Origin of the sequence: Nocardiopsis sp. TSRI0078, assembly GCF_001905145.1 — a bacterium.
In the GTDB taxonomy this organism is placed as follows: Bacteria; Actinomycetota; Actinomycetes; order Streptosporangiales; family Streptosporangiaceae; genus Nocardiopsis.
Genome location: NZ_LWLB01000004.1, coordinates 1 through 20030, shown reverse-complemented (window position 1 = coordinate 20030; position 20030 = coordinate 1). Strand labels below are relative to the sequence as shown.

General features: G+C 71.7%; 17 protein-coding genes. 11 read left to right on the top strand and 6 right to left on the bottom strand.

Translation table 11 applies throughout. From position 1 onward, the window contains the following. The first annotated feature begins 236 nt into the window (after nucleotides 1-236). On the top strand, nucleotides 237-686 hold the full coding sequence (locus A6A08_RS05765) for a DUF3017 domain-containing protein (protein WP_073701488.1): 450 nt from the start codon (nucleotides 237-239) through the stop codon (nucleotides 684-686). A 182-nt stretch (nucleotides 687-868) separates the two neighbouring features. After that, nucleotides 869-2086 carry an NADP-dependent isocitrate dehydrogenase gene (locus A6A08_RS05760; RefSeq protein WP_073701487.1) on the top strand — a complete coding sequence of 406 codons (1218 nt, stop codon included), beginning with the start codon at nucleotides 869-871 and terminating at the stop codon, nucleotides 2084-2086. Between the two features lie 563 nt (nucleotides 2087-2649). Here A6A08_RS05760 and A6A08_RS05755 read toward each other — a convergent pair. Then, nucleotides 2650-3909 (bottom strand): LCP family protein, encoded by a 1260-nt coding sequence (locus A6A08_RS05755; RefSeq protein WP_073701486.1) that lies wholly within the window; start codon nucleotides 3907-3909, stop codon nucleotides 2650-2652. 138 nt (nucleotides 3910-4047) lie between these two features. Further along, the gene (locus A6A08_RS05750; protein WP_073701485.1) at nucleotides 4048-5169 is read right to left on the bottom strand and encodes a galactokinase family protein; all 1122 of its coding nucleotides are present in this window, start codon (nucleotides 5167-5169) and stop codon (nucleotides 4048-4050) included. A 229-nt stretch (nucleotides 5170-5398) separates the two neighbouring features. On the opposite strand from A6A08_RS05750, the gene A6A08_RS05745 reads away from it, so the two are divergent. The 5 genes from A6A08_RS05745 (at nucleotide 5399) to A6A08_RS05725 (ending at nucleotide 10983) form a co-directional block, all read left to right on the top strand. Continuing rightward, nucleotides 5399-6568, top strand: a complete 1170-nt coding sequence (locus tag A6A08_RS05745) for a YihY/virulence factor BrkB family protein (RefSeq protein ID WP_242422141.1) — start codon at nucleotides 5399-5401, stop codon at nucleotides 6566-6568. 114 nt (nucleotides 6569-6682) lie between these two features. Further along, the gene (locus A6A08_RS05740) at nucleotides 6683-7855 is read left to right on the top strand and encodes a glutamate--cysteine ligase (protein WP_073701484.1); all 1173 of its coding nucleotides are present in this window, start codon (nucleotides 6683-6685) and stop codon (nucleotides 7853-7855) included. A gap of 24 nt (nucleotides 7856-7879) precedes the next feature. Beyond that, nucleotides 7880-9118, top strand: coding sequence for a M20 family metallopeptidase (locus A6A08_RS05735; protein WP_073701483.1), 1239 nt, complete (start codon nucleotides 7880-7882; stop codon nucleotides 9116-9118). Nucleotides 9119-9253: 135 nt separating this feature from the next. Further along, on the top strand, nucleotides 9254-10351 hold the full coding sequence (locus A6A08_RS05730) for an adenosine deaminase (RefSeq protein ID WP_073701482.1): 1098 nt from the start codon (nucleotides 9254-9256) through the stop codon (nucleotides 10349-10351). After that, nucleotides 10336-10983: a PH domain-containing protein gene (locus A6A08_RS05725; protein WP_073701481.1), complete on the top strand. Its 648-nt coding sequence runs from the start codon at nucleotides 10336-10338 to the stop codon at nucleotides 10981-10983. Before A6A08_RS05730 ends, A6A08_RS05725 begins: the two co-directional genes overlap by 16 nt. Before the next feature lie 481 nt (nucleotides 10984-11464). On the opposite strand, the gene A6A08_RS05720 is transcribed toward A6A08_RS05725, so the two are convergent. Next, the gene (locus tag A6A08_RS05720; protein ID WP_073701480.1) at nucleotides 11465-12289 is read right to left on the bottom strand and encodes a purine-nucleoside phosphorylase; all 825 of its coding nucleotides are present in this window, start codon (nucleotides 12287-12289) and stop codon (nucleotides 11465-11467) included. A gap of 92 nt (nucleotides 12290-12381) precedes the next feature. Continuing rightward, nucleotides 12382-12993, bottom strand: coding sequence for a gamma-glutamylcyclotransferase family protein (locus tag A6A08_RS05715; RefSeq protein WP_378700007.1), 612 nt, complete (start codon nucleotides 12991-12993; stop codon nucleotides 12382-12384). A gap of 157 nt (nucleotides 12994-13150) precedes the next feature. On the opposite strand from A6A08_RS05715, the gene A6A08_RS05710 reads away from it, so the two are divergent. The 3 genes from A6A08_RS05710 (at nucleotide 13151) to A6A08_RS05700 (ending at nucleotide 15721) form a co-directional block, all read left to right on the top strand. Continuing rightward, nucleotides 13151-14530 carry an NAD(P)H-quinone dehydrogenase gene (locus A6A08_RS05710; RefSeq protein WP_073701479.1) on the top strand — a complete coding sequence of 460 codons (1380 nt, stop codon included), beginning with the start codon at nucleotides 13151-13153 and terminating at the stop codon, nucleotides 14528-14530. A 149-nt stretch (nucleotides 14531-14679) separates the two neighbouring features. After that, nucleotides 14680-15033 carry a zf-TFIIB domain-containing protein gene (locus A6A08_RS05705; protein ID WP_242422131.1) on the top strand — a complete coding sequence of 118 codons (354 nt, stop codon included), beginning with the start codon at nucleotides 14680-14682 and terminating at the stop codon, nucleotides 15031-15033. Between the two features lie 43 nt (nucleotides 15034-15076). Further along, nucleotides 15077-15721, top strand: coding sequence for an AAA family ATPase (locus A6A08_RS05700; protein WP_073701477.1), 645 nt, complete (start codon nucleotides 15077-15079; stop codon nucleotides 15719-15721). A 78-nt stretch (nucleotides 15722-15799) separates the two neighbouring features. On the opposite strand, the gene A6A08_RS05695 is transcribed toward A6A08_RS05700, so the two are convergent. Together A6A08_RS05695 and A6A08_RS05690 are read right to left on the bottom strand one after the other, a co-directional pair. Further along, nucleotides 15800-17050: a chemotaxis protein CheA gene (locus A6A08_RS05695; protein ID WP_073701476.1), complete on the bottom strand. Its 1251-nt coding sequence runs from the start codon at nucleotides 17048-17050 to the stop codon at nucleotides 15800-15802. A gap of 177 nt (nucleotides 17051-17227) precedes the next feature. Continuing rightward, entirely contained in the window at nucleotides 17228-18667 is a 1440-nt protein-coding gene (locus A6A08_RS05690; protein WP_073701475.1) for a dicarboxylate/amino acid:cation symporter, read from the bottom strand. Between the two features lie 614 nt (nucleotides 18668-19281). Here A6A08_RS05690 and A6A08_RS05685 point away from each other — a divergent pair. After that, nucleotides 19282-19740: a Uma2 family endonuclease gene (locus tag A6A08_RS05685; protein WP_338013115.1), complete on the top strand. Its 459-nt coding sequence runs from the start codon at nucleotides 19282-19284 to the stop codon at nucleotides 19738-19740. Nucleotides 19741-20030 lie beyond the last annotated feature (290 nt).

Here is a 20030-nt window from a genome sequence, read left to right as displayed (position 1 = left end):
GTGAGCCCTGAGGCTTCGGCGGCACGGAACACTACAATGGGCGGGTCTCTCCCGGACGGAAAGCCCACGCTTCCCGTGCGGCGCCGCCGAAGCCCCCAGGACATGAGTCTCCGGAGCGGTGTTCGGTTTCGGACAGCCCGTCTTTCACGGGTGGCCGGTCTGCGCCAGATCCGGGAAAGACCGTGAACGAGCCGCGAGGCGGCCAAGCAATTCGTAAGCGAACGGGTCGGGACGCGGTGGAGAAGGCGGAACAGGCGGACGTGGCGGACGCGGGCGAGGGCGTGCCGGAGGAGAGGGAGCCCGAGGGGGCGGCCCGCGACGGGCACGGGGACGACGCGGGCCGCGCGGAACGGGACGGGGATCCGGACGGGGCCGCGCAGGACACGGACGCCGGCGGGTCCCCGGCACGGCCGGAGGTGCCGTACTGGCTCTCCCAGGTGCCCTACTTCCTCGTCATGTCGGCGCTCGCGGCGGGGATCGTGGTCGTGGCCGCGGCCCACTTCAAGCGCGGTCCGGCGATCATTGCGGGCGCGTTGCTGCTGGCGGCGTCCTTCAGGCTCTTCCTGCCCAAGGACTGGATCGGCATGCTCGCCGTGCGCCGCCGCTGGATCGATCTGCTCACCCTGGTCACACTCGCGGTCCTGCTGATCGTGTTGGCATGGGTGGCGCCGCAACTCTCCTCCTAGGCGTCTAATAAGCTTGACGTCGAGATATCGCGACACTGACAAGCCACCGCCTCCCCGGGGAGCACGGACCCCGGGCGGGATCAGGTGATTGCCGTGCGCGCGGACCGGCTCCGGCCACGAACCGGTCGCCGGGCCGTGCCGTACGAGGCGGTAGCGAAGACTGAAGGGACAGCCACACAGCCATGGCCAAGATCAAGGTCGAGAACCCCGTAGTCGAGCTCGACGGTGACGAGATGACCCGGATCATCTGGTCCTTCATCAAGGACCGCCTGATCCTCCCCTACCTCGACATCGACCTGAAGTACTACGACCTGGGCATCGAGGAGCGCGACCGCACCGACGACCAGATCACCGTCGACGCCGCCAACGCCATCAAGGAGCACGGCGTCGGCGTCAAGTGCGCCACCATCACCCCGGACGAGGCCCGGGTCGAGGAGTTCGGCCTCAAGAAGATGTGGCGCTCGCCCAACGGCACCATCCGCAACATCCTCGGCGGTGTCGTCTTCCGCGAGCCCATCATCTGCGAGAACGTGCCCCGCCTGGTCCCCGGCTGGACCAAGCCGATCATCATCGGCCGCCACGCCCACGGCGACCAGTACAAGGCCACCGACTTCAAGGTGCCCGGCCCCGGCACGGTCACCATGACCTACACCCCGGCCGACGGCAGCGAGCCGGTCGAGTTCGACGTCGCGAACTTCCCCGAGGAGGGCGGCGTCGCGATGGGCATGTACAACTTCCGCAAGTCCATCGAGGACTTCGCGCGTGCGAGCCTGAACTACGGCCTGGACCGCAACTACCCGGTCTACATGTCCACCAAGAACACGATCCTCAAGGCCTACGACGGCATGTTCAAGGACGTGTTCCAGGAGATCTTCGAGACCGAGTTCAAGGAGCGCTTCGACGCCGCGGGCCTGACCTACGAGCACCGCCTCATCGACGACATGGTCGCCGCCGCGCTCAAGTGGGAGGGCGGCTACGTCTGGGCCTGCAAGAACTACGACGGCGACGTGCAGTCCGACACGGTCGCGCAGGGCTTCGGCTCCCTGGGCCTGATGACCTCCGTCCTGCGCACCGCCGACGGCCGCACGGTCGAGGCCGAGGCCGCCCACGGCACGGTGACCCGCCACTACCGCCAGCACCAGCAGGGCAAGCCCACCTCGACCAACCCGATCGCCTCCATCTTCGCGTGGACCCGCGGTCTGGAGCACCGGGGCAAGCTGGACAACACCCCGAAGGTCGTCGAGTTCGCCAACACCCTGGAGGACGTCGTCGTCAAGACCGTCGAGGGCGGCCAGATGACCAAGGACCTCGCGCTGCTGGTCGGCGGCGAGCAGGAGTGGCTGACCACCGAGCAGTTCCTCGCCGCCCTGGACGAGAACCTCGCCAAGCGCCTGGCCTGAGTCCGGCGGTCCGATCCGGGTGGCCCTGGTCACCCTGAGCCGACGGGCCGGCGAGACGTGGGCCACGCCCGGGTGTCCTCCGCGAGGAGGCGCCCGGGCGTCGTCGTGCCAGGTCCGGGCGGAGGGGGAGAAGTCCGAAGCGCCGTGTTCGGAGGGCTTTGGGGGGTCGCGACGCGTGAAGTTTTCCGGTGTGTTCACCGTGTTCGGCGTACATACGCGGTCCGGTGGTGGGAGGATGGCAGGGCCGGATGAGCGGTGCGGTCCGCCGGTGCGACATAGACCACGTGGACTGGATTCGCACCTTAAGAGAACTTTGACCTATTGTGGAGTCGTGCCGGTGAGAACCGGCAGGCCAGAGCGGGTTTCACCCCTCTGCCACAAGGACCGACGTGCCGGCCGTGCGCCCGCTGGGGGGTAGGCGCGCACAGTACGGAACGTCACGAAGAAGGGCCCGTCGCCTCGGCGACGGGCCCTTCGCCTTTTCCGGGGTCCGCCGTCCGCGTGCGCCGCGGCGGCGCCCCGCCCGGGCGGGGCGCCGCCTTCCCGGCGCGGCGCCGCTCCACCTACTCCTGGAAGGCGCTCTCGGGGATCGGGTCCCCGGCGCGCATGGCGGCGAACATCTCCTCGGAGCGGGCCTCGTCCCAGACCACCACCGAGCCGACGCCGTTCAGGGTCGGGGTGCTGCCCACGGGGATCGCGGTGGTCTGGGTGCCGCCGCGCATCGCCAGGAGCATGCCGGCCAGGTGCCGCAGCTTGTCGTCCTCGTCCACCATGAACGTGTCGGTGCCCGCGAGCACCAGCGGAACGGACTGGAAGGGGTTGAACAGCGTGGAGGGCGCGCTGGTCTTCTGGACCAGAGCGGAGAAGAACTCGCGCTGGCGGGCGATGCGGTCCAGGTCGGCGCGGGGGGTGGCGCGGGTGCGCACGTAGCCCAGGGCGGTGCCGCCGTCCATCTGCTGGCAGCCCGCCTCGATGTCCAGCCCGGCCTTGGGGTCGGCCATGGGCTCCTCCGGGCACATCTCGACGCCGCCGACCGCGTCCACGATGTCGACGAAACCGCCCATGCCGATCTCCACGTAGTGGTCGATGTGGACGCCGGACGCGCGCTCGAAGGTCTCCACGAGGGGGGCGGGGCCGCCGCAGACCTCCTCCCCCTCCTCGTTCGTGCCGCACACGGTGTCGGCGAAGGAGGCGTTGATCTTGTTGTCGGCGTAGCCGGGGACGGCGAGGGGCACGTAGGAGTCGCGGGGGACGCTGACGATGGTGGGGTCGCCGTCGTCGGGGACGTAGAGCACCATGATGGTGTCGGTCCGGCGGCCCTCGGCGTAGCCGGTGGCCAGTTCCCGCCTCTGCTCCTCGTCCATGCCCTGGCGGCTGTCGGAGCCGACGACCATGTAGGTCGTGCCGGGCTGGTCGTCCGGGCGCCCCTCGTAGTCCAGCAGGGCCTCCACCCGGTGCAGGCGCGAGTCCGCGTACAGGTAGAACCCCAGCGGGAGTACCAGGAGCAGGACCAGCACGGTCACCAGGACCGTGGTGGCCCGCCTGCGGCGGCGCTCCTTCTGACGGCGCCCGATACCGCGCCCGTCGTACTCGCGCCCGGCGCTGTGGGTGCGCCGCCGGGGCCCGCGGGACCGGGACGGGGGCACCTCCCCGGCCCTCGGGAGGCGACGCGTCCCACCGACCGCCCGCTGCTCCGACTCACGCGAGCGGTAGAGCCTCTCGAACTCGTCGGGTCTGCCCGGGGCGCCGCCGCGCCGGAACACGCCCTGTCTGTCGTGTTCACCGGTGCGGCCGGTGTCCCCCGGGTTCGGTCGGTCAGCCATCGCATCGCCCATCTGCTCAACGTCGTGGATCGCCTCATCGCTGCTTCCACCCGGTGTGATCGCGAAAAGGGTAGCGAGGTTCAAGGTATGTCCCGTTCCGGACCCCTGAGGTGGCCGGGAGCGGCGGCGGGGGCGCGCTCAGCGCAGCCGGTGGGCGCCGGCGGAGGGCACGGCGGCCCGCACCCGCGGCGGCACCCAGCCCATGGCGCCGAACTCCGTGGTGAGGGCCGCGCCGATGCCCTCCACCCGCTCCTCGGCGGCCAGCGCCAGCACCGTCCCGGCCCAGCCGGACATCCGCACCCCGCGTGCCCCGGCCCGCGAGGCGGTCTCCACGGCCAGCTCCGCCTCACGTGTGGGCAGCCCGAACCGGCGCAGGGACAGGTGGGACGCGGACAGGATGGGCCCGGTCTCCCCGGACCGCCCGGCGCGCAGCAGTCCGACCGCGGCGTTGAGCCGGTGCACCTCGGTGACCGCGTACTCCACCCTGCGGCGCAGTACGGGGTCCGGCAGCCTCCGCAGCGATCCGGGCAGGTCCTGGACCGAGCGCAGCGGTCCCAGGACCTGTTGGGCGCGCTCCAGTTCGGCCGCGCGGACCACGCGCAGGTCGCGCCGGGGCAGGGCGCCGGTGTCCACCACGACCAGCCGCAGCCCCTCCCCGGCGAGGTCGAACGGCAGCACGGTGGTGCGCATGCTCCTCAGGTTCACCCGGACCGCGCATCCGGGCCTGGCCGCCAGGCACACACGCTCGTCGGCGGTGGCGCCCTCCGGCGGGGGGCCGCCGCCCAGGTCGGCGAGGGCCAGCGCCACCGCGGCCCCCACCGCGGCCGTGTAGCCGAGGGAGGCGTGTTCGGGCAGGTCCGCGTCCAGGACGACGCGGACCCCCGCGTCGGCTCCCAGGACACCCGTCCGGCGCGCCTCGGCCACGGTCCTCGCGACGGCCCGCGCCGCCCGCTCCCGGGGGCGCAGCGGGCCGCCTGGCGCGGCCACGTGCACGCCGGGGTCCGGTGCGGGGCCGACGGCCGCCGTCACGCCCCACGGCAGGGCGACGTACAGTCCGGCGCCCCCGCCGGCCGCGGTGTGCTCGCCCATGACCGCGAGCCGCCCGGGCGCGTGCCACACCCCCGCGGGCGGTACGCCGAACCGCGTCCGAAAGCCCCGGAGCAGTGCGTCGGCGTCCGGCTCCCGCTCGGGCCACGTCCCCCGCGGACCCGCCGAACGCACACCCAACACGGCACGCAGCCGCACCCCCGCGCCACCCACCGACGCCCCCCTCCACGGATGACTCTGCCTCCCCAAGTGTGCCCAAGCCCGGGGTGTGCCCGGGATCACCCCCGTGTAGGGGTCTGCCCTGATACGCGTGGGTCCCCGGAGGTGCCCGGCGTGGAGGTTTCGTAGGCGGATCGCGGCGCCGCTAGGGTTGCGGTCCAGCGACGGCGGTCCGGGGCCGCCCGGTGGGACGGACGACAGGCAGGGAGGGGCCTTGGCCACAGTGCTGGCCCGGGCCGGGGACACGGCCCGGCACTACCGCAACATGGCCATGGACGTGTACTGGGAGCTGCGGCGGCGCAGTCCCTCCCTCGACCACCTGGTGCGCGCCTACGCGCGCTACGCCGACCGCAACGGCACCCAGCTCGCCGGGGCGGTCACCTACTTCGCCTTCCTGTCCTTCTTCCCGCTGCTGGCCCTGGCCTTCGCCGCGGTCGGGTTCCTGGCGACGGTGCAGGTCGAGGTCGGCGACCACCTCCAGGGGGCGCTGGACGAGATACTGCCCGGGCTGTCCGACCAGCTGCCCATCGAGGAGATCTCCCAGGCGCGCGTGGGCGCGAGCGTCCTCGGCGTGCTCGGCCTGCTCTACGCGGGCCTGAACGCGGTGGCGTCGCTGCGCGAGGCCCTGCACTCCCTCTGGCTGAAGAGCTTCCGTGAGGGCCCCAACATCCTTCTGCGCAAGGCGGTGGACCTGCTGGTCATGCTGGGCCTGGGTGTGGCCCTGCTCTTCACCGTGGCCTTCACCAGCGTCGCGCAGGCCGCCACGCAGTGGCTGCTGTCGCTGGTGGGCCTGGAAGGCTCACTCCTGGCCGACCTGTCCCTGCGCGCCCTGGCCCTGGTGATCGCCGTGTGCGTCAACATGGGGATCTTCATGCTGGCCTTCACGCTGCTGTCGGGCAGCGGCCGACCGGCGCGGATGATGTGGCGGGGCGCCCTGCTGGGCGCGGTCGGCTTCGAGGCCCTCAAGGCCACGGCGGCGGTGCTGCTGGCCGGGATCCTCACCAATCCCGTCTACGCCTCCTTCGCCGTCCTGGTCGGCCTGCTGGTGTGGATCAACCTGGTGATGCGCCTGGTCATGTTCAGCGCGGCGTGGACGGCCACCTGGCTGCCGATGCCGCCGCCCTACACCGGTTCGATCCCGATGCCGGAGGAGAACGGCGTGGACTGGACCCAGCCGGTACCGGCCCCGCGCGCCCCGGAGCGGTCGCGGGCCGGGCACCGGCCGGCCGGACGCGCGCTCGCCGGGGCGTTGTCCCTGATGGGGGCGGCGGGCTCGGCCGGTGCCGTGGCGTGGGTGCTGCGCCGCCGCGACGCGGCCTCGGACGGCCGGTCCGTCCAGCGGCGCGTCAACAGAAATTCTTTCCGTGGAATTCGTCTTATGCGTGGCGATTAACCCGTATGTGCGCGGTCCGTGACGGGTAGTCCTTCCCTGTCCCGGTTGGTCGGTTCTCCGGGGCGCGACGGTGCGTCGGCCGCGGCGGTCGGCAAACACCCCCTCGGAGGGCAGATGGGAATCGCATTCAACTCGTCCGAACGTGCGACGCTCGGCGTGGAGTGGGAGCTCCAACTCGTCGACCAGCGCAGTCGGCACCTGAGGCAGGAGGCGCACAAACTCCTCTCCGAACTGCCCGAACTCAGCTCGCAGGAGTCGGCTCCCCCTCTGCGCCACGAACTCATGCAGTCCCAGGTGGAGGTCGTGACCGGGATCTGCGAGACCGTCGAGGAGGCCAAGAGCGACCTCAGCGGCAACATCGACCGGATGCGGGAGGTCCTGAGCCCGTGGGGGACCACGCTGACCTGCTCCGGGACCCATCCCATCGACGACTGGCGGGACCAGGAGCTCAGCCCCGGAAAGCGCTACGGGGAGCTGGTCGAGCAGATGCAGTGGCTGGCCCGGCGCATCCTGACCTGCGGAGTCCACGTCCACGTGGGGGTGCGGGACAGGGACAAGGCCATCCCGATGGTCAACGCGCTGGCGGGGTACCTGCCGCACTTCCTGGCCCTGACCGCCTCCAGTCCCTTCTGGGGCGGCCACGACACCGGACTGGCCTCCACCCGGTCCGTCGTCTTCGGCGCCCTGCCCACCTCCGGGCCGCCGCCGAACCTGCCGCACTGGGCGGCTTTCGAGGAATACCTCGAAACGCTTCTCAGGGCGGGTACCATCGCCTCTATCAAGGAAGTGTGGTGGGACATCCGTCCGCACCCTGATTTCGGCACCATCGAGATCCGGATGTTCGACGGGATTCCCACCCTGCGCGAGGTGGGAATGGCCGCCGCGCTCTCTCAGAGCCTGGTGGAGTTGTTCGATCACCAGCTCGACCGCGGGTACGGCCTGCCCAGCCCGCCGTCCTGGGTGGTGAAGGACAACAAGTGGCGTGCCACCCGCTACGGACTCGACGCTCGTGTCATCACGGACTCGCACGGAACCACCGTTCCGCTGCGTGACGACCTGTACGAGCTGGTCCGCGAGCTGGGACCGGTCGCGGCCCGCCTGGGGTGTGCCGAGGACCTTGACCTGATCTCCGAGATCCTGGCCAAGGGTGCCTCCTACGAACGTCAGCGCGCGGTCATCGCCGAGGGCGGTTCCCTCGACGACGTCGTGGACATGCTCGCCGCCGAGCTCCACGGCGGTCCCACCCGTGCACAGGTCGGCGTCGGCGACGGAGCCGGTGCGCGGTAGACGTGGAGAAGAGGGGACCCTCGCATGCAGGGACATGACCTGCCGGAGCAGTTGACCGCTTTCCTGGCGCGCCATGGGCGGGATCTGAGCGGCTTCCGCCGGGACCTCCACATGCACCCCGAACTCGCCTTCGCCGAGCACCGCACCACCAAGCGGATAGCCGAACGCCTACGCGACGTCGGCCTCAAACCACAGGAGCTGCCGCAGGGCACCGGCCTGGTCTGCGACATCGGCTCCGGGGCCGGCCCCGTGGTCGCCCTGCGCGCCGACATCGACGCCCTGCCCCTGACCGACGAGAAGGACGTCCCCTACCGCTCCACCGTGCCCGGGGTCGCCCACGCCTGCGGCCACGACGTGCACACCACGGTCCTGCTGGCGACGGGGATCTTCCTCGCCCAGGTGGAGCGGGCGGGCGCCCTGCCCGGCCGGGTCCGGCTCGTCTTCCAGCCCGCCGAGGAGCTGCCGGGCGGCGCCGTGGAGGTGGTCAACGCGGGGGCCCTGGAGGGGGTGGACCGCGTCTTCGCCCTGCACTGCGACCCCCGCCTGATGCTCGGCCGGGTCGGGCTGCGCACGGGCGGCATCACCGCCGCCTGCGACCAGCTCATGGTGCGCCTGTCGGGCCCGGGAGGGCACACCGCCCGCCCGCACCTGACCGCCGACCTCGTCTACGCCCTGGGCAAGGTCGTCACCGAGCTGCCCGCCGCGCTGTCGCGGCGGATCGACCCCCGGGCCGGGTTCAGCCTGGTGTGGGGGCGCATCAGCGCGGGGTCGGCGCCCAACGTCATCCCCGACGACGCCGTCGCCGAGGGCACCGTGCGCTGCCTGGACGACGAGGCCTGGCACTCGGCCCCCGACATCGTCAAGGGCCTGGTGGAGTCGGTGGCCTCCGCCTACGGCGCCGAGGCCGAGGTGACCTACCGGCGGGGCGTTCCGCCCACCATCAACGAGTCGTCCAGCGTCGACATCATGCGCGAGGCGGTCACCCTGGCCCTGGGCGCCGACGCGGTGGCCTCCACCCCGCAGAGCCTGGGCGGCGAGGACTTCGCCTGGTACCTGGAGCACGTCCCCGGCGCGCTGGCCCGCCTCGGCACCCACTCCCCGGACTGGAGCGGCCCCATGCTGGACCTGCACCGGGGCACCTTCGACGTGGACGAGCGCGCCATCGGTACGGGCACCCGCTTCATGGCCACCACCGCCCTGACGGCGCTGTGGGAGGAGATCCGCCGCGATGGCCGCAGGGACGGCGAGGAGGCGCTGGCCTGAACCGGCCCGCGGCGGTCACCCTCCCGAGAGCCCGCGCCGTCGGACCGCGTCCGCCCCGACCGGCACCTACCGGATTTTCGGCAACTTCGCTCCGGTCTGGCGGGGCCCCTCCCGGGCTGGTGGCATCCTGAACCCATGAACCAGCCACTCACAGTTGAGCAGATCCGACGGGCGCCGAAGGTGCTCCTGCACGACCACCTCGACGGCGGGCTGCGTCCTGCCACCGTCGTGGAACTGGCCAGGGAGACCGGGTACACCGGCCTTCCCACCTACGACCCGGAGGAGTTGGGGCGGTGGTTCCGCGAGGCCTCCGACTCCGGCTCCCTGGAGCGCTACCTGGAGACGTTCGCGCACACCACGGCGGTCATGCAGACCCGTGACGCCCTCGTGCGGGTCGCCGCCGAGGCCACCGAGGACCTGGCGGCCGACGGCGTGGTCTACGCCGAGCAGCGCTACGCCCCCGAGCAGCACCTGGAGGCCGGGCTCACCCTGGAGGAGGTCGTCGAGGCCGTCCAGGAGGGCCTGGAGCTGGGGGAGAAGCGCGCCGCCGACCAGGGGCGCGGCATCCGCACCGGGCAGCTGGTCACCGCCATGCGGCACGCCGCGCGCTCGTCGGAGATCGCCGAGCTGGCGGTCCGCTACCGCGACGAGGGCGTGTCCGGGTTCGACATCGCCGGCGCCGAGGCGGGCAACCCGCCCACCCGCCACCTGGACGCGTTCGAGTACCTGCGCCGCGAGAACTTCCACTTCACCATCCACGCGGGCGAGGCGTTCGGCCTCCCCTCCATCTGGGAGGCCCTCCAGTGGTGCGGGTGCGACCGCCTGGGCCACGGCGTGCGCATCATCGACGACATCACCGTGAGCGAGAACGGCGCCCCCCGGCTGGGGCGCCTGGCCCAGTACGTGCGCGACAAGCGGGTGCCGCTGGAGATGTGCCCCAGCTCCAACGTGCAGACCGGGGCCGCCGAGTCGATCGCCGGACACCCCATCGGGCTCCTGCACGACCTGCGCTTCCGCGTCACCGTCAACACCGACAACCGCCTGCAGAGCGGCACCAGCCTGTCCGAGGAGTTCGCCCGGCTCTGCGAGGCCTTCGGGTACGGCTGGGACGACCTGCAGTGGTTCACGGTCAACGCCATGAAGTCGGCCTTCCTGCCCTTCGACGAGCGCCTGGCGCTGATCAACGGGACCATCAAGCCCGGTTTCGCGCAGTTGAAGTGGGCGACCGACTGATGGACGGGCCCAATCCCACCACCCACTACTCCACCTTCACGAGGGTGGCGGCGATCGTGTGGATCGTCATCGCGGTCCTGCTCCTGCTGGACGTGGTCTGGCGCGGCGAGGGCCGTCAGGCCTGGGTCGCCGGCGCGCTGCTGGTGGCGACGATCTCCGTCGTCCACCTCGTGTGGCTGCGTCCGCGCGTGGTCTCCACCGAACGCGGCCTGAGGGTGATCAACCCGCTGCGCGAGACGTTCGTGCCGTGGGCCGCGGTGCTCTGGGTGGACGTCACCGACGTCCTGCGGGTGCACACTCCCGGGCGCGTCGTGCGTTCCTGGCCGCTGCGCGAGACCAAGCGCCAGAGGGTCCGCGACAACATGCGGCGCGACTCGGGCCACCTCGACCCGGAGGCCGGCGACGAGGACCCGGCCCGGACGCGGCCGGTGGACCTGGCCGCCCGGCAGCTGCGCCAGGACGCCGAGCGGTACAAGGCGCGCCCGCTCAGCGGCCCGATCAGGGACGTGGACGAGGCGGGACCCGCGGCGCTGGGCGCCGAGGACGAGCCGCAGACCATGGTGCCCCTGGAGGTGATCGTGGTCGCCGCCGCGACCGCGGTGCTCCTCGTGGCGGTGTTCCTGCTGGCCTGAGCGCGGTTTTCCCCGGATCCGACCCGGCCCCACTCCCCTGTGGCGGCCGGGTCCGCTGTTCTTCGGGGTTGACGCGCCCTCGGACTTCTGGTTAGGTAAGGCATGCCTAAGGGAGAGTTTCCGGGTGTGGCGGACTTCGCGCGGATGGCCCTCCATCCGGATCCTCCCCCGAGGGCGACGCGCGCGGTTCAACTGAATAACGGGAAGTAGAAGGTGTCCGGGCCGTGAGTCCAACGGGATCTGCGGGGATCCCGCGCGGCGCGGGACACCGGGGCAAGCACTGCCTCCGGCCGGACCGCCGTCGGTACCGTCCACCCCTTGGCCTCGGGGTGTACGCTCGCCACGCCGGTACCGGGTGGCCCGGCCGGAGGCGCCCCAACACCGACCGCGCGACGGGGGTCCGTCCCCGACGCGCGAGGCCGGGCACGAAGAGCGGGAGCGGGAAGGGCCGCGCGCGGCGCGAGCCCGGGGCCGTGGGTCCTCAGGCCCGCTCGAGCACCCTGTTGAGCAGCTCGCCCAGCCTGCGCGCCCGCTGGGTGACGACCTCCAGGGCGCGCCCGGCCTCGAAGGGCTCGAAGACCGCGCCCACGGCGTCGTTGCTGACGATGGCCAGCCCCAGTACCTCGGCGTCCATCTCCACGGCCGCGACGGTCTCCAGGGCGATCGACCGCCCCACCAGGTCCGCGCCCGCCTGGCGCAGCGTCTTCAGCTCCGCCGGGGTCTGCATCTGCGGTCCGACCGTGGACACGTACACGCCCTCGGCCAGCGACGCGTCCACGTCGTGGACGGCCTGCCGCAGCCTGGGGCTGTAGGCCTCCGTCAGGTCCACGAACGAGGGCCCGGCCAGCGGCGACCGGGCGGTCAGGTTGATGTGGTCGCGGATCACCACGGGCTGCCCCGGAGCGAAGTCGGTGCGCAGCGACCCGGCCGACCCCGTCAGCACGGCGGTCGTCGCGCCCGCGGCCACGCCCGTGCGCACCGCGTGGACGACCTCCATGGGGTCGTAGCCCTCGTACAGGTGGAGGCGTCCCATGAACACGGCGATCCGCTTGTCCCCCACCCACATGCTGCGGACCTTGGGGGAGTGCCCCTCGGCGGTGGGCGCGTGGAAACCGGGCAGCTCGGTCGCGTCGAACTCGATGTCGTACGAGCCCAGCGTGTCCACCGCGCCCGCCCAGCCCGATCCGAGCACCACCAGTGCGTCGAAGCGGTCGGCCCCGGAACGGGACAGCAGCTCCCGCGCGGCGCCGGACGCCAGCTCCCGCGCCTCGCCGGTCGTCCTCGGCCGCTGCTCTCGTTCCATCACACGACGGATGCTACAGCCGGGTGACCGGAATGCTCCGGAACACGGGAGCGTGTGTCCCGCTTCGCGGAATCCGCGTGCGAACTGCCGGAAAATCAGAGGCCGGAGGGCAGGCACTCCCGGGCGAGCAGGTCCGACACGTACCAGTCGGGCGCCCCGGCCTTCTCGGCGGCCGCCGCGAGCTGGCCCAGCTGTATGGCCGAGGGCAGGCCGCCCTCGTAGCCGTCCAGCACGTAGGCCCACGCCGTCACCACGCCCCTGTCGGTCGTCCGGGCGCGCACGGTCATCTTCCTGTACGCCCTCCCGTCGCCCGCCACCGCCCTCAACGGACGCCTCCGGCGCGGTTCCTCCTCTCCGTCGCCCGCCACCGCCCTCAACGGGCGCCTCCGGCGCGGTTCCTCGTCTCCGCCGCCCGCCGGCGCCCCCGGCGGACGCCCTCTGCGCGGCTCCTCCAGGACTCCTTCCCAGGAGTCCAAGTGGGGTTCGTCCCATTCCATGAGGTCGTACAGCGCCACGAAGACCCGCTGGCCGGGGCCCTCGACCAGGGTGGCCAGCGCGCCACCGGGCACCGGGATGCCCTCCCCGAAGGTCAGGCGCCACCCCTCCAACCAGCCCGTGGTCAACAGGGGCGAACGCGGGGCCCGCCGGGCCATCTGACCGGGGTCGAGGTTCGTTCCGTACGCGGCGTAGATGGACACGGGCAACATCGTAGACCGGGTGGTCCGGGGCGCCTGCTATTTCCGCCGCTCGGCATGGCCGACAATGGCAAGGAAGCGATAAAACCAGGTGGTGCCCCGCCATGCCCGCATATCGCCCGAATCGGCAGCGCGAGTGGCGGGCCAGCCGCAGAGGGAGTGAGGCAGCGTGACGAAGGTCGTGATCATCGGTGGCGGTCCCGGGGGCTACGAGGCGGCACTGGTCGCCGCGCAGCTCGACGCGGACGTGACGGTGGTGGAACGCGACGGCATCGGCGGCGCCTGCGTCCTCACCGACTGCGTTCCCTCCAAGAGCCTGATCGCCACCTCCACCCGCAGAACGTACGTACGCGAGTCCGACAGCCTGGGCCTGCGCGTCCACGACGCCCAGGACAGGGCCGCGGTCGAGGTGGACACCGACCGGATGAACTCCCGGATCAAACGCCTGGCCCGGGCACAGTCCGAGGACACCCGGACCCGCCTGGTCAAGGAGGGTGTGGAGGTGATCAGCGGCGAGGCCCGCCTGGTCGACCCGCACATCGTCGCCGTCGGCGACCGGCGCCTGCGCGCCGACATCATCCTCATCGCCACGGGCGCCCACCCCCGTGAGCTGCCCACCGCCAGGCCCGACGGTGAGCGCATCCTCACCTGGCGCCACCTCTACGACATGGAGGAGCTGCCGGAGAAGCTGATCGTGGTCGGCTCCGGCGTCACCGGCGCCGAGTTCGCCAGCGCCTACCAGTCCCTCGGCTCCGAGGTCACCCTCGTCTCCTCCCGCGACCGCGTCATGCCCACCCAGGACGCCGACGCCGCCGAGGTGCTGGAGCAGGTCTTCATGCGCCGCGGCATGACCGTCCTCAGCAAGACCCGGGCCGAGTCGGTGGTGCGCACCGAGGACGGCGTGCTCGTCACTCTCTCCGACGGCCGCACGGTGGAGGGCAGCCACTGCCTGATGACGGTCGGCATGATCCCCAACACCGAGGGCCTGGGGCTGGAGGAGGCCGGTGTCCGCCTGGGCGGCGGCGGGTTCGTGGAGGTCGACCGGGTCTCGCGCACCACCGTCCCGGGCGTGTACGCCGCCGGCGACTGCACCGGCGTCAACATGCTCGCCTCCGTGGCCGCCATGCAGGGCCGCATCGCCATGTGGCACGCGCTCGGCGAGGCCGTGGCCCCGCTCAAGCTGTCCACCGTGGCCTCCACCGTGTTCACCCACCCCGAGCTGGCCTCCGTGGGCGCCAGCGAGGACGACGTGCGCAGCGGCCGGATCGACGGCCGGTCGGTCACCCTGCCGCTGAACACCAACCCGCGCGCCAAGATGGACGAGGTCGAGGACGGCTTCGTCAAGCTGATCTGCCGTCAGCACACCGGCATCGTGCTGGGCGGGGTCATCGTCGGCCCGCGCGCCAGCGAGCTCATCCTGGGCGTGTCCATCGCCGTCCAGCAGCGCCTGACCGTGGACGACATCGCGCACACCTTCTCGGTCTACCCGTCGCTGTCGGGCAGCGTCACCGAGGCCGCACGCACCCTGATGCTGGCCTCCCCGGAGTAGGGGCCGCACCCCCGGAGGGGTTCGCCGCGCGCTCCGGACACGGTCGCCGCGGCGGGCCCCGGGGCAGCCGGCGGGAGCCGTGTGCCTACCCACTCTTGCCCCGGATCGAGTAACGTCTTGGTGTGATCTGTCCCAAGTGTCAAAGCACCATGCGCACATTCGACCGCCAGGGCGTCCACATCGATCGGTGTGACGGATGCCAGGGCATCTTCCTGGACCGCGGTGAGCTGGAACGCGTCATGGAGGCCGAGCAGCGGCACTACGGCGTCGCGCCGCCCCCGGACCCGCAGGTCCGTCCGCAGGCCTACCCCCAGGCCCCGCCTCCGCCGGCCGCCTACCCCCACCAGGCTCCGCCGCCGCACGCCGCCTACCCCCGCGGCGGCTACCCGGACTCCCCGCGTGGCTACCGCGACTCGCCGCGCGGGTACGGCGGCTACCGCGACTCGCCCGGCCCCTACCGCGGCCGCCGCAAGAAGAGCTTCCTGGAACAGCTCTTCGACTGACCCGGGCCACCGAGCGCCCTCCACGAACCGAGCAAGGAAATCCGTGCACCCGCTGATCTGCGACCACTGCGGGGAGCTGGACGAGACCCCCGACACCGCCGCGGGGGTCTCCGTGCTGCGCTGTGCGTCCTGTCGGCGCACCCGGCCGTTCCTGCGCCTGCCCCTGTACTGCGTGTCGGGGCCCAGCGGTACCGGCAAGTCCACCATCGCCGGGATGCTGCTGGAGAGGCTCCGGGACCGCTTCGTCGTCCTCGAACAGGACCTTCTGTGGGTCGGCGGGCTCCGCGATCCGGCCGACCACCACCGCCTGTTCCGCTCCACCTGGCTGCGCACCGCCGCCATGGTCCAGCAGAACGGGCGTCCCGTCGTGCTGTGCGGGACCGTGGTACCTCCGGAGTTCGAGCCCCTGCCCGAGCGCGCCCTGTTCAGCGACGTCCACTACCTCGCGCTGACCTGTGAGCCCGGGGCCCTGGCCGCGCGCCTGCGGGCGCGCCCCGCCTGGCGGGAGTGGGACGAGGAGCGGATCCGCGAGAACCTGGAGTTCGCCGCCTGGGTGGAGGAGGAGGCCGAGCGCATGCGGCCCCCGGTCACCCTGGTCGACACCACCCGCGCCGAACCCGCGGACACGGCCGAGTCCGTGTGCCGGTGGATCGAGGGTCTGCACGCGGAGTCGGCCGTCGCCTCCTGAGGCGGCGCACGGCGGCCCGTGCCCGCGAAAGGGGCCCCGAGCGGCTGCTCGGGGCCCCTGGCGTGCGTGGTGGCGGGGTCAGAAGTCGAAGCCGCCGAAGTCGCCGCCTCCGAAGTCTCCCCCGAAGTCACCGCCTCCGCCGAAGTCGCCCTCCGCGCCGACGTCCCCGGCGCCCATTCCCATACCCATGCCCATGCCCATCATCGACCCCATCATGGAGCCCATCATCATGCCGGTGAACATGCCCATCATCATGTTCATGCCGAAGTAGCCGCTGGCGTAGGGCGCGTAGGCCGGGCCGGCGTCGTAGTACGGGCGGCGCTCGCCGCCCACCTCGACCAGGCGGACGTCGGGCTGCCCGCCGACGCGCACGGCCTGGGCGCAGGCCGCGCACGCGGTGACCTCGCGGGGAGCGCCGCCGGGCGGGGCCCAGGTGACGTCCTCCACGGACGGGCCGTGCTGCGGGTTGAAGAAGCAGGGGCCGCGCCGCTCCGGCACCGGGTCGCCGTTCATGCGGGCCCGGGTCGCGGCCATGTGGTAGCGGCCGTCCTCCAGGGCGCTGGTGACCAGCCGGACCTGCTCGGGCTCGCGGATGGTGTCCAGCAGGGACTTGGCCTGGTCGTAGGCGTCCATGGCCTGGGAGTAGTCGTCGCGGGTGGCCTCGTCGACCTTGGACACGTCGATCTCCAGGCGGGCGACGTCCTCGCCGAGCCGGACGACGTCCTCGGTGGCCATCTGCCTGATCTCCTCCAGCTGCCTGGCCTTCTCCGCCTCGCGCCTCTTGCGGCTGCTGCGGACGAACCAGACGCCGGCGGCGACGACCGCCAGAAGGACGCCGAGCAGCACCAGACCGGAGACGGCTCCGGCCTCCTCGGCCTCCTGGACCTCGGTCGCGGCCTCGGGGACGGCGATCAGGGTGTCGACCTGGTTGCTGCCGCCCTGCTGCAGGGCCATCTCGCGGATGGTCTCGGTGTCCTCGACGTTCGGGGACATGACCTGGAAGACCTGGTCGCCCACGACGACGCCGTAGAGGCCGTCCCCGACCTCCTCCATGACCGGGTTCATCAGGGAATCCATCCCGGTCTGGGAGGCGACGCTGTCGGAGGGCAGGAGTACGTAGTAGACGGGTGTGTCCGCCTCGGCGGCGGACGACTCCAGGGCGCTTTCCTCGGCCTCGGGGATCGCGTCGATGCTCGGGTCGATGAAGACGCCGTCGCCCTCGAGCTCCTCGACGACGGCCTGGGACTCCGGTGGCCGGGGCTGTGCGTCGGCCGAGGCGGGCACCGCGGCGGCGCTCACCAACGCAGCCGCGAGCCCGGCGGTCAGCACTGTGGGTGTTACCAAGCGGCGCAACATGATCGTTCCTCTCGCCTCCCTCACCACAAGGACGAACGGACGCCCCCTCCCGGTTCCCGGTGTGCCCGTTCTCACCGGTGGTGAAGAACGAGGCGGCCCGCCGGAGGGTCCCGGCGGGCCGCGGGTGGACGGGGGTGCGGTGGACGGGCCTCAGCCCTGGCCGGCGGCTCCGGCGGGAACCTTGCGCACGTCCGGGTCCTCCTCGGCCGCCTCGGTTCCGGCGTCGGCGTGGGCCTCGTCCAGCGGCACGAAGCCGGAGGCGTCGCGCGGCGCGTTGTAGCGGGCCAGGTCCATGATGCCCTCGCGCTTGGCGACGATGGCCGGGACCAGCGCCTGACCGGCGACGTTGACCGCCGTACGGCCCATGTCCAGGATCGGGTCGACGGCCAGCAGCAGGCCCACGCCCTCCAGGGGCAGGCCCAGGGTGGACAGGGTCAGGGTCAGCATGACGGTCGCGCCGGTGGTCCCCGCGGTCGCGGCCGAGCCGATCACCGACACGAACACGATCAGCAGGTAGTCGGTGAGGCCGAGGCTGACCCCGGGGAAGAACTGGGCGATGAAGATCGCCGAGATCGCCGGGTAGATGGCGGCGCAGCCGTCCATCTTGGTGGTGGCGCCGAACGGCACGGCGAACGCGGAGTAGTAGCGCGGGACGCCCAGGTTCTGCTCGGTGACCCGCTGGGTGACGGGCATGGTGCCCATCGAGGAGCGGGACACGAAGGCCAGCTGGACCGCGGGCCACACGCCGCTGAAGTACTTCACCGGGGAGAGGCCGTTGAGGCGGACGAGCACCGGGTAGACGACGAACAGCACCAGCGCCAGGCCGACGTAGATGGTCAGCGCGAACTTGCCGAGGGCGCCGATGGTGGTCCAGCCGTAGCTGTACACGGCGTTGCCCAGCAGGCCGACGGTGCCGATCGGGGCCAGGCGGATGACCCACCACAGGGCCTTGAGCACGACCTGCAGCGCGGAGTCGGTGAAGGTGATGAACGGCTCGGCGGCCTTGCCGACCTTGACCGCGGCGATGCCCAGGACGATGGCGATGACGATCAGCTGCAGGACGTTGAAGTCCAGTCCGGCGGTGATGCTCCCGTCGTCGGCGGTGGAGGCGTTCACACCCAGGCCCAGGAAGTTGGAGGGCACGATGCTCTCGATGAAGGCCATCCAGGAGCCGGTGCCGGAGGGCTCACCGGCGGTGGTGGCGTCCACGGCGCTGTTGACGCCGGGCCGGAAGGTCAGGCCGAGCGTGATGCCGATGGCCACGGCGACCAGTGCGGTGGCGCCGAACCAGAGCAGGGTCTTCCAGGCCAGCCGCGCCGCGTTGGTGACGTTGCGCAGATTGGCGATGGAGGAGATGACGGCGAGGACGATCAGCGGCGGCACGATCGTCCGCAGCAGCGTGACGAAGGTCGAGCCGATGGTGTCGAGGGTGACGGCGAGCCAGTTCGGCTGGTCGTCGCCGACCGGGCCGATCTGGAGGGCGACGACGCCCAGGACGATGCCGAGTACCAGGCCGGTGAGGACCTGGGCCGCGAACGGGAAGCGAAGCGTTCTGCGCTTGCTGGAAGTGCCTGTGTTCTGTGCGGACACGGGTTGGGACTCCAGAGAATGGTGAAGGCAGCCGGAAGCGCGCCCGGCGACGCGGTCGGCGTCGCGGGACTCCGGCTCGGGGAATGGCGGTGATCACCAAGGGGATGGTGACGGGGGAGGGTGTGCGGCGCGCTGCCCGGACGGGCGCGCGTGGACCTAGCTACACGCCTGAGAGCTGCGGCGGCACAGGTCGATGTGCCACCGTCGCGTCAGTCCCCAGATGTTCGTCACAACCAAGGACAATAACTGCCATCGCCTGTCTGTTCCATGCCTGGTCGTCGACGATTTCCTGTCCCCGGAGCCACATCGTCCGCCGCACGGGCCCTGCGGTGCGTCTTCCCGGATACGGGTGCGGCGAGGATCACCCTGCGGGCGGGGCCGGATGGGACGATGTACTGAGAACACCGTTACGGGGTGACAGTGATGGCTACTGCAGGTGACGAGGACGACCCGACGACCGGAGGCAGTGACATGTCTGTTCCGTCCGTGGCAGAACATCCGGTCCCGGAGTTCGGTGAGGTGACGATCCCGATGCCTCCCAGCAGGGGTTCACCGCCGATGACCTCGACCGCGTCCCGGGTCTTCCGCCGCACACCGAACTCGTCGACGGAAGCCTGGTACTGGCGAGCCCCCGGAAGCTGGTCCTCGAACTGTTGGGGGACGCGTTGAAGGCGCATGCTCCCAGCGGTCTTCGGACGGCCAGGGAGTTCTCGGCCAGGCTCGGTGGGCGACAGCGGCCGGAACCGGACCTGATGCTGGTCAGGGCGGAGGCCTTCGCGAAGTTGGAGCAGGCGTGGTTTTCCCCCGAGGCGGTGGAACTCGCGGTCGAGGTCGTCTCACCGGAGTCGGTGACCAGGGACCGGGAGCGCAAGCCCCGGCTCTACGCCCGCGCCGGTGTCCCCTTCTTCTGGAGGGCCGAACAGGAGGGGGACGACGCCGTGGTCCACGAGTACGAGCGGGATCCGACCAGTCCTTCCGGTGACTACCGCCGACCGACTGTGCACCGTGAGAAGTTCACGACCTCGGTACCGCTGAGCCTGGGGTTCGACCTGACCGACGTCCTGCGCCGCTGACCTGGTACGTACAGGGGAGAGGCACCGGACCAGGTGCCCCCGCCGCATGGTACGGGCGCCGGGGCGGTGACCGCGAGGGTTCGCCGGGCCGGTCCCGACCGGGTGATCCTGTACCTGTAGCGGGTGCGGGCGCCCGACCTCGCCACAAGTACAAGAGCAGCGGGTGTGGAGCCTCCTGCTCCACACCCGCGGCGTTCACGGCCGGTCCTAGGCGTCCTTGATCTCGCAGACCACGGCGCCGTTGGCGACGGTCTCGCCCGCGGCGAGGCCGAGCCCGGTCACCACCCCGG

Coding starts and splice junctions, on each gene's coding strand:
- A6A08_RS05740 (WP_073701484.1), top strand. CDS start 6,683: ATGGGAATCGCATTCAACTCGTCCGAACGTGCGACGCTCGGCGTGGAG.
- A6A08_RS05715 (WP_378700007.1), bottom strand. CDS start 12,993: ATGTTGCCCGTGTCCATCTACGCCGCGTACGGAACGAACCTCGACCCC.
- A6A08_RS05705 (WP_242422131.1), top strand. CDS start 14,680: ATGCGCACATTCGACCGCCAGGGCGTCCACATCGATCGGTGTGACGGA.
- A6A08_RS05760 (WP_073701487.1), top strand. CDS start 869: ATGGCCAAGATCAAGGTCGAGAACCCCGTAGTCGAGCTCGACGGTGAC.
- A6A08_RS05730 (WP_073701482.1), top strand. CDS start 9,254: ATGAACCAGCCACTCACAGTTGAGCAGATCCGACGGGCGCCGAAGGTG.
- A6A08_RS05755 (WP_073701486.1), bottom strand. CDS start 3,909: ATGGCTGACCGACCGAACCCGGGGGACACCGGCCGCACCGGTGAACAC.
- A6A08_RS05735 (WP_073701483.1), top strand. CDS start 7,880: ATGCAGGGACATGACCTGCCGGAGCAGTTGACCGCTTTCCTGGCGCGC.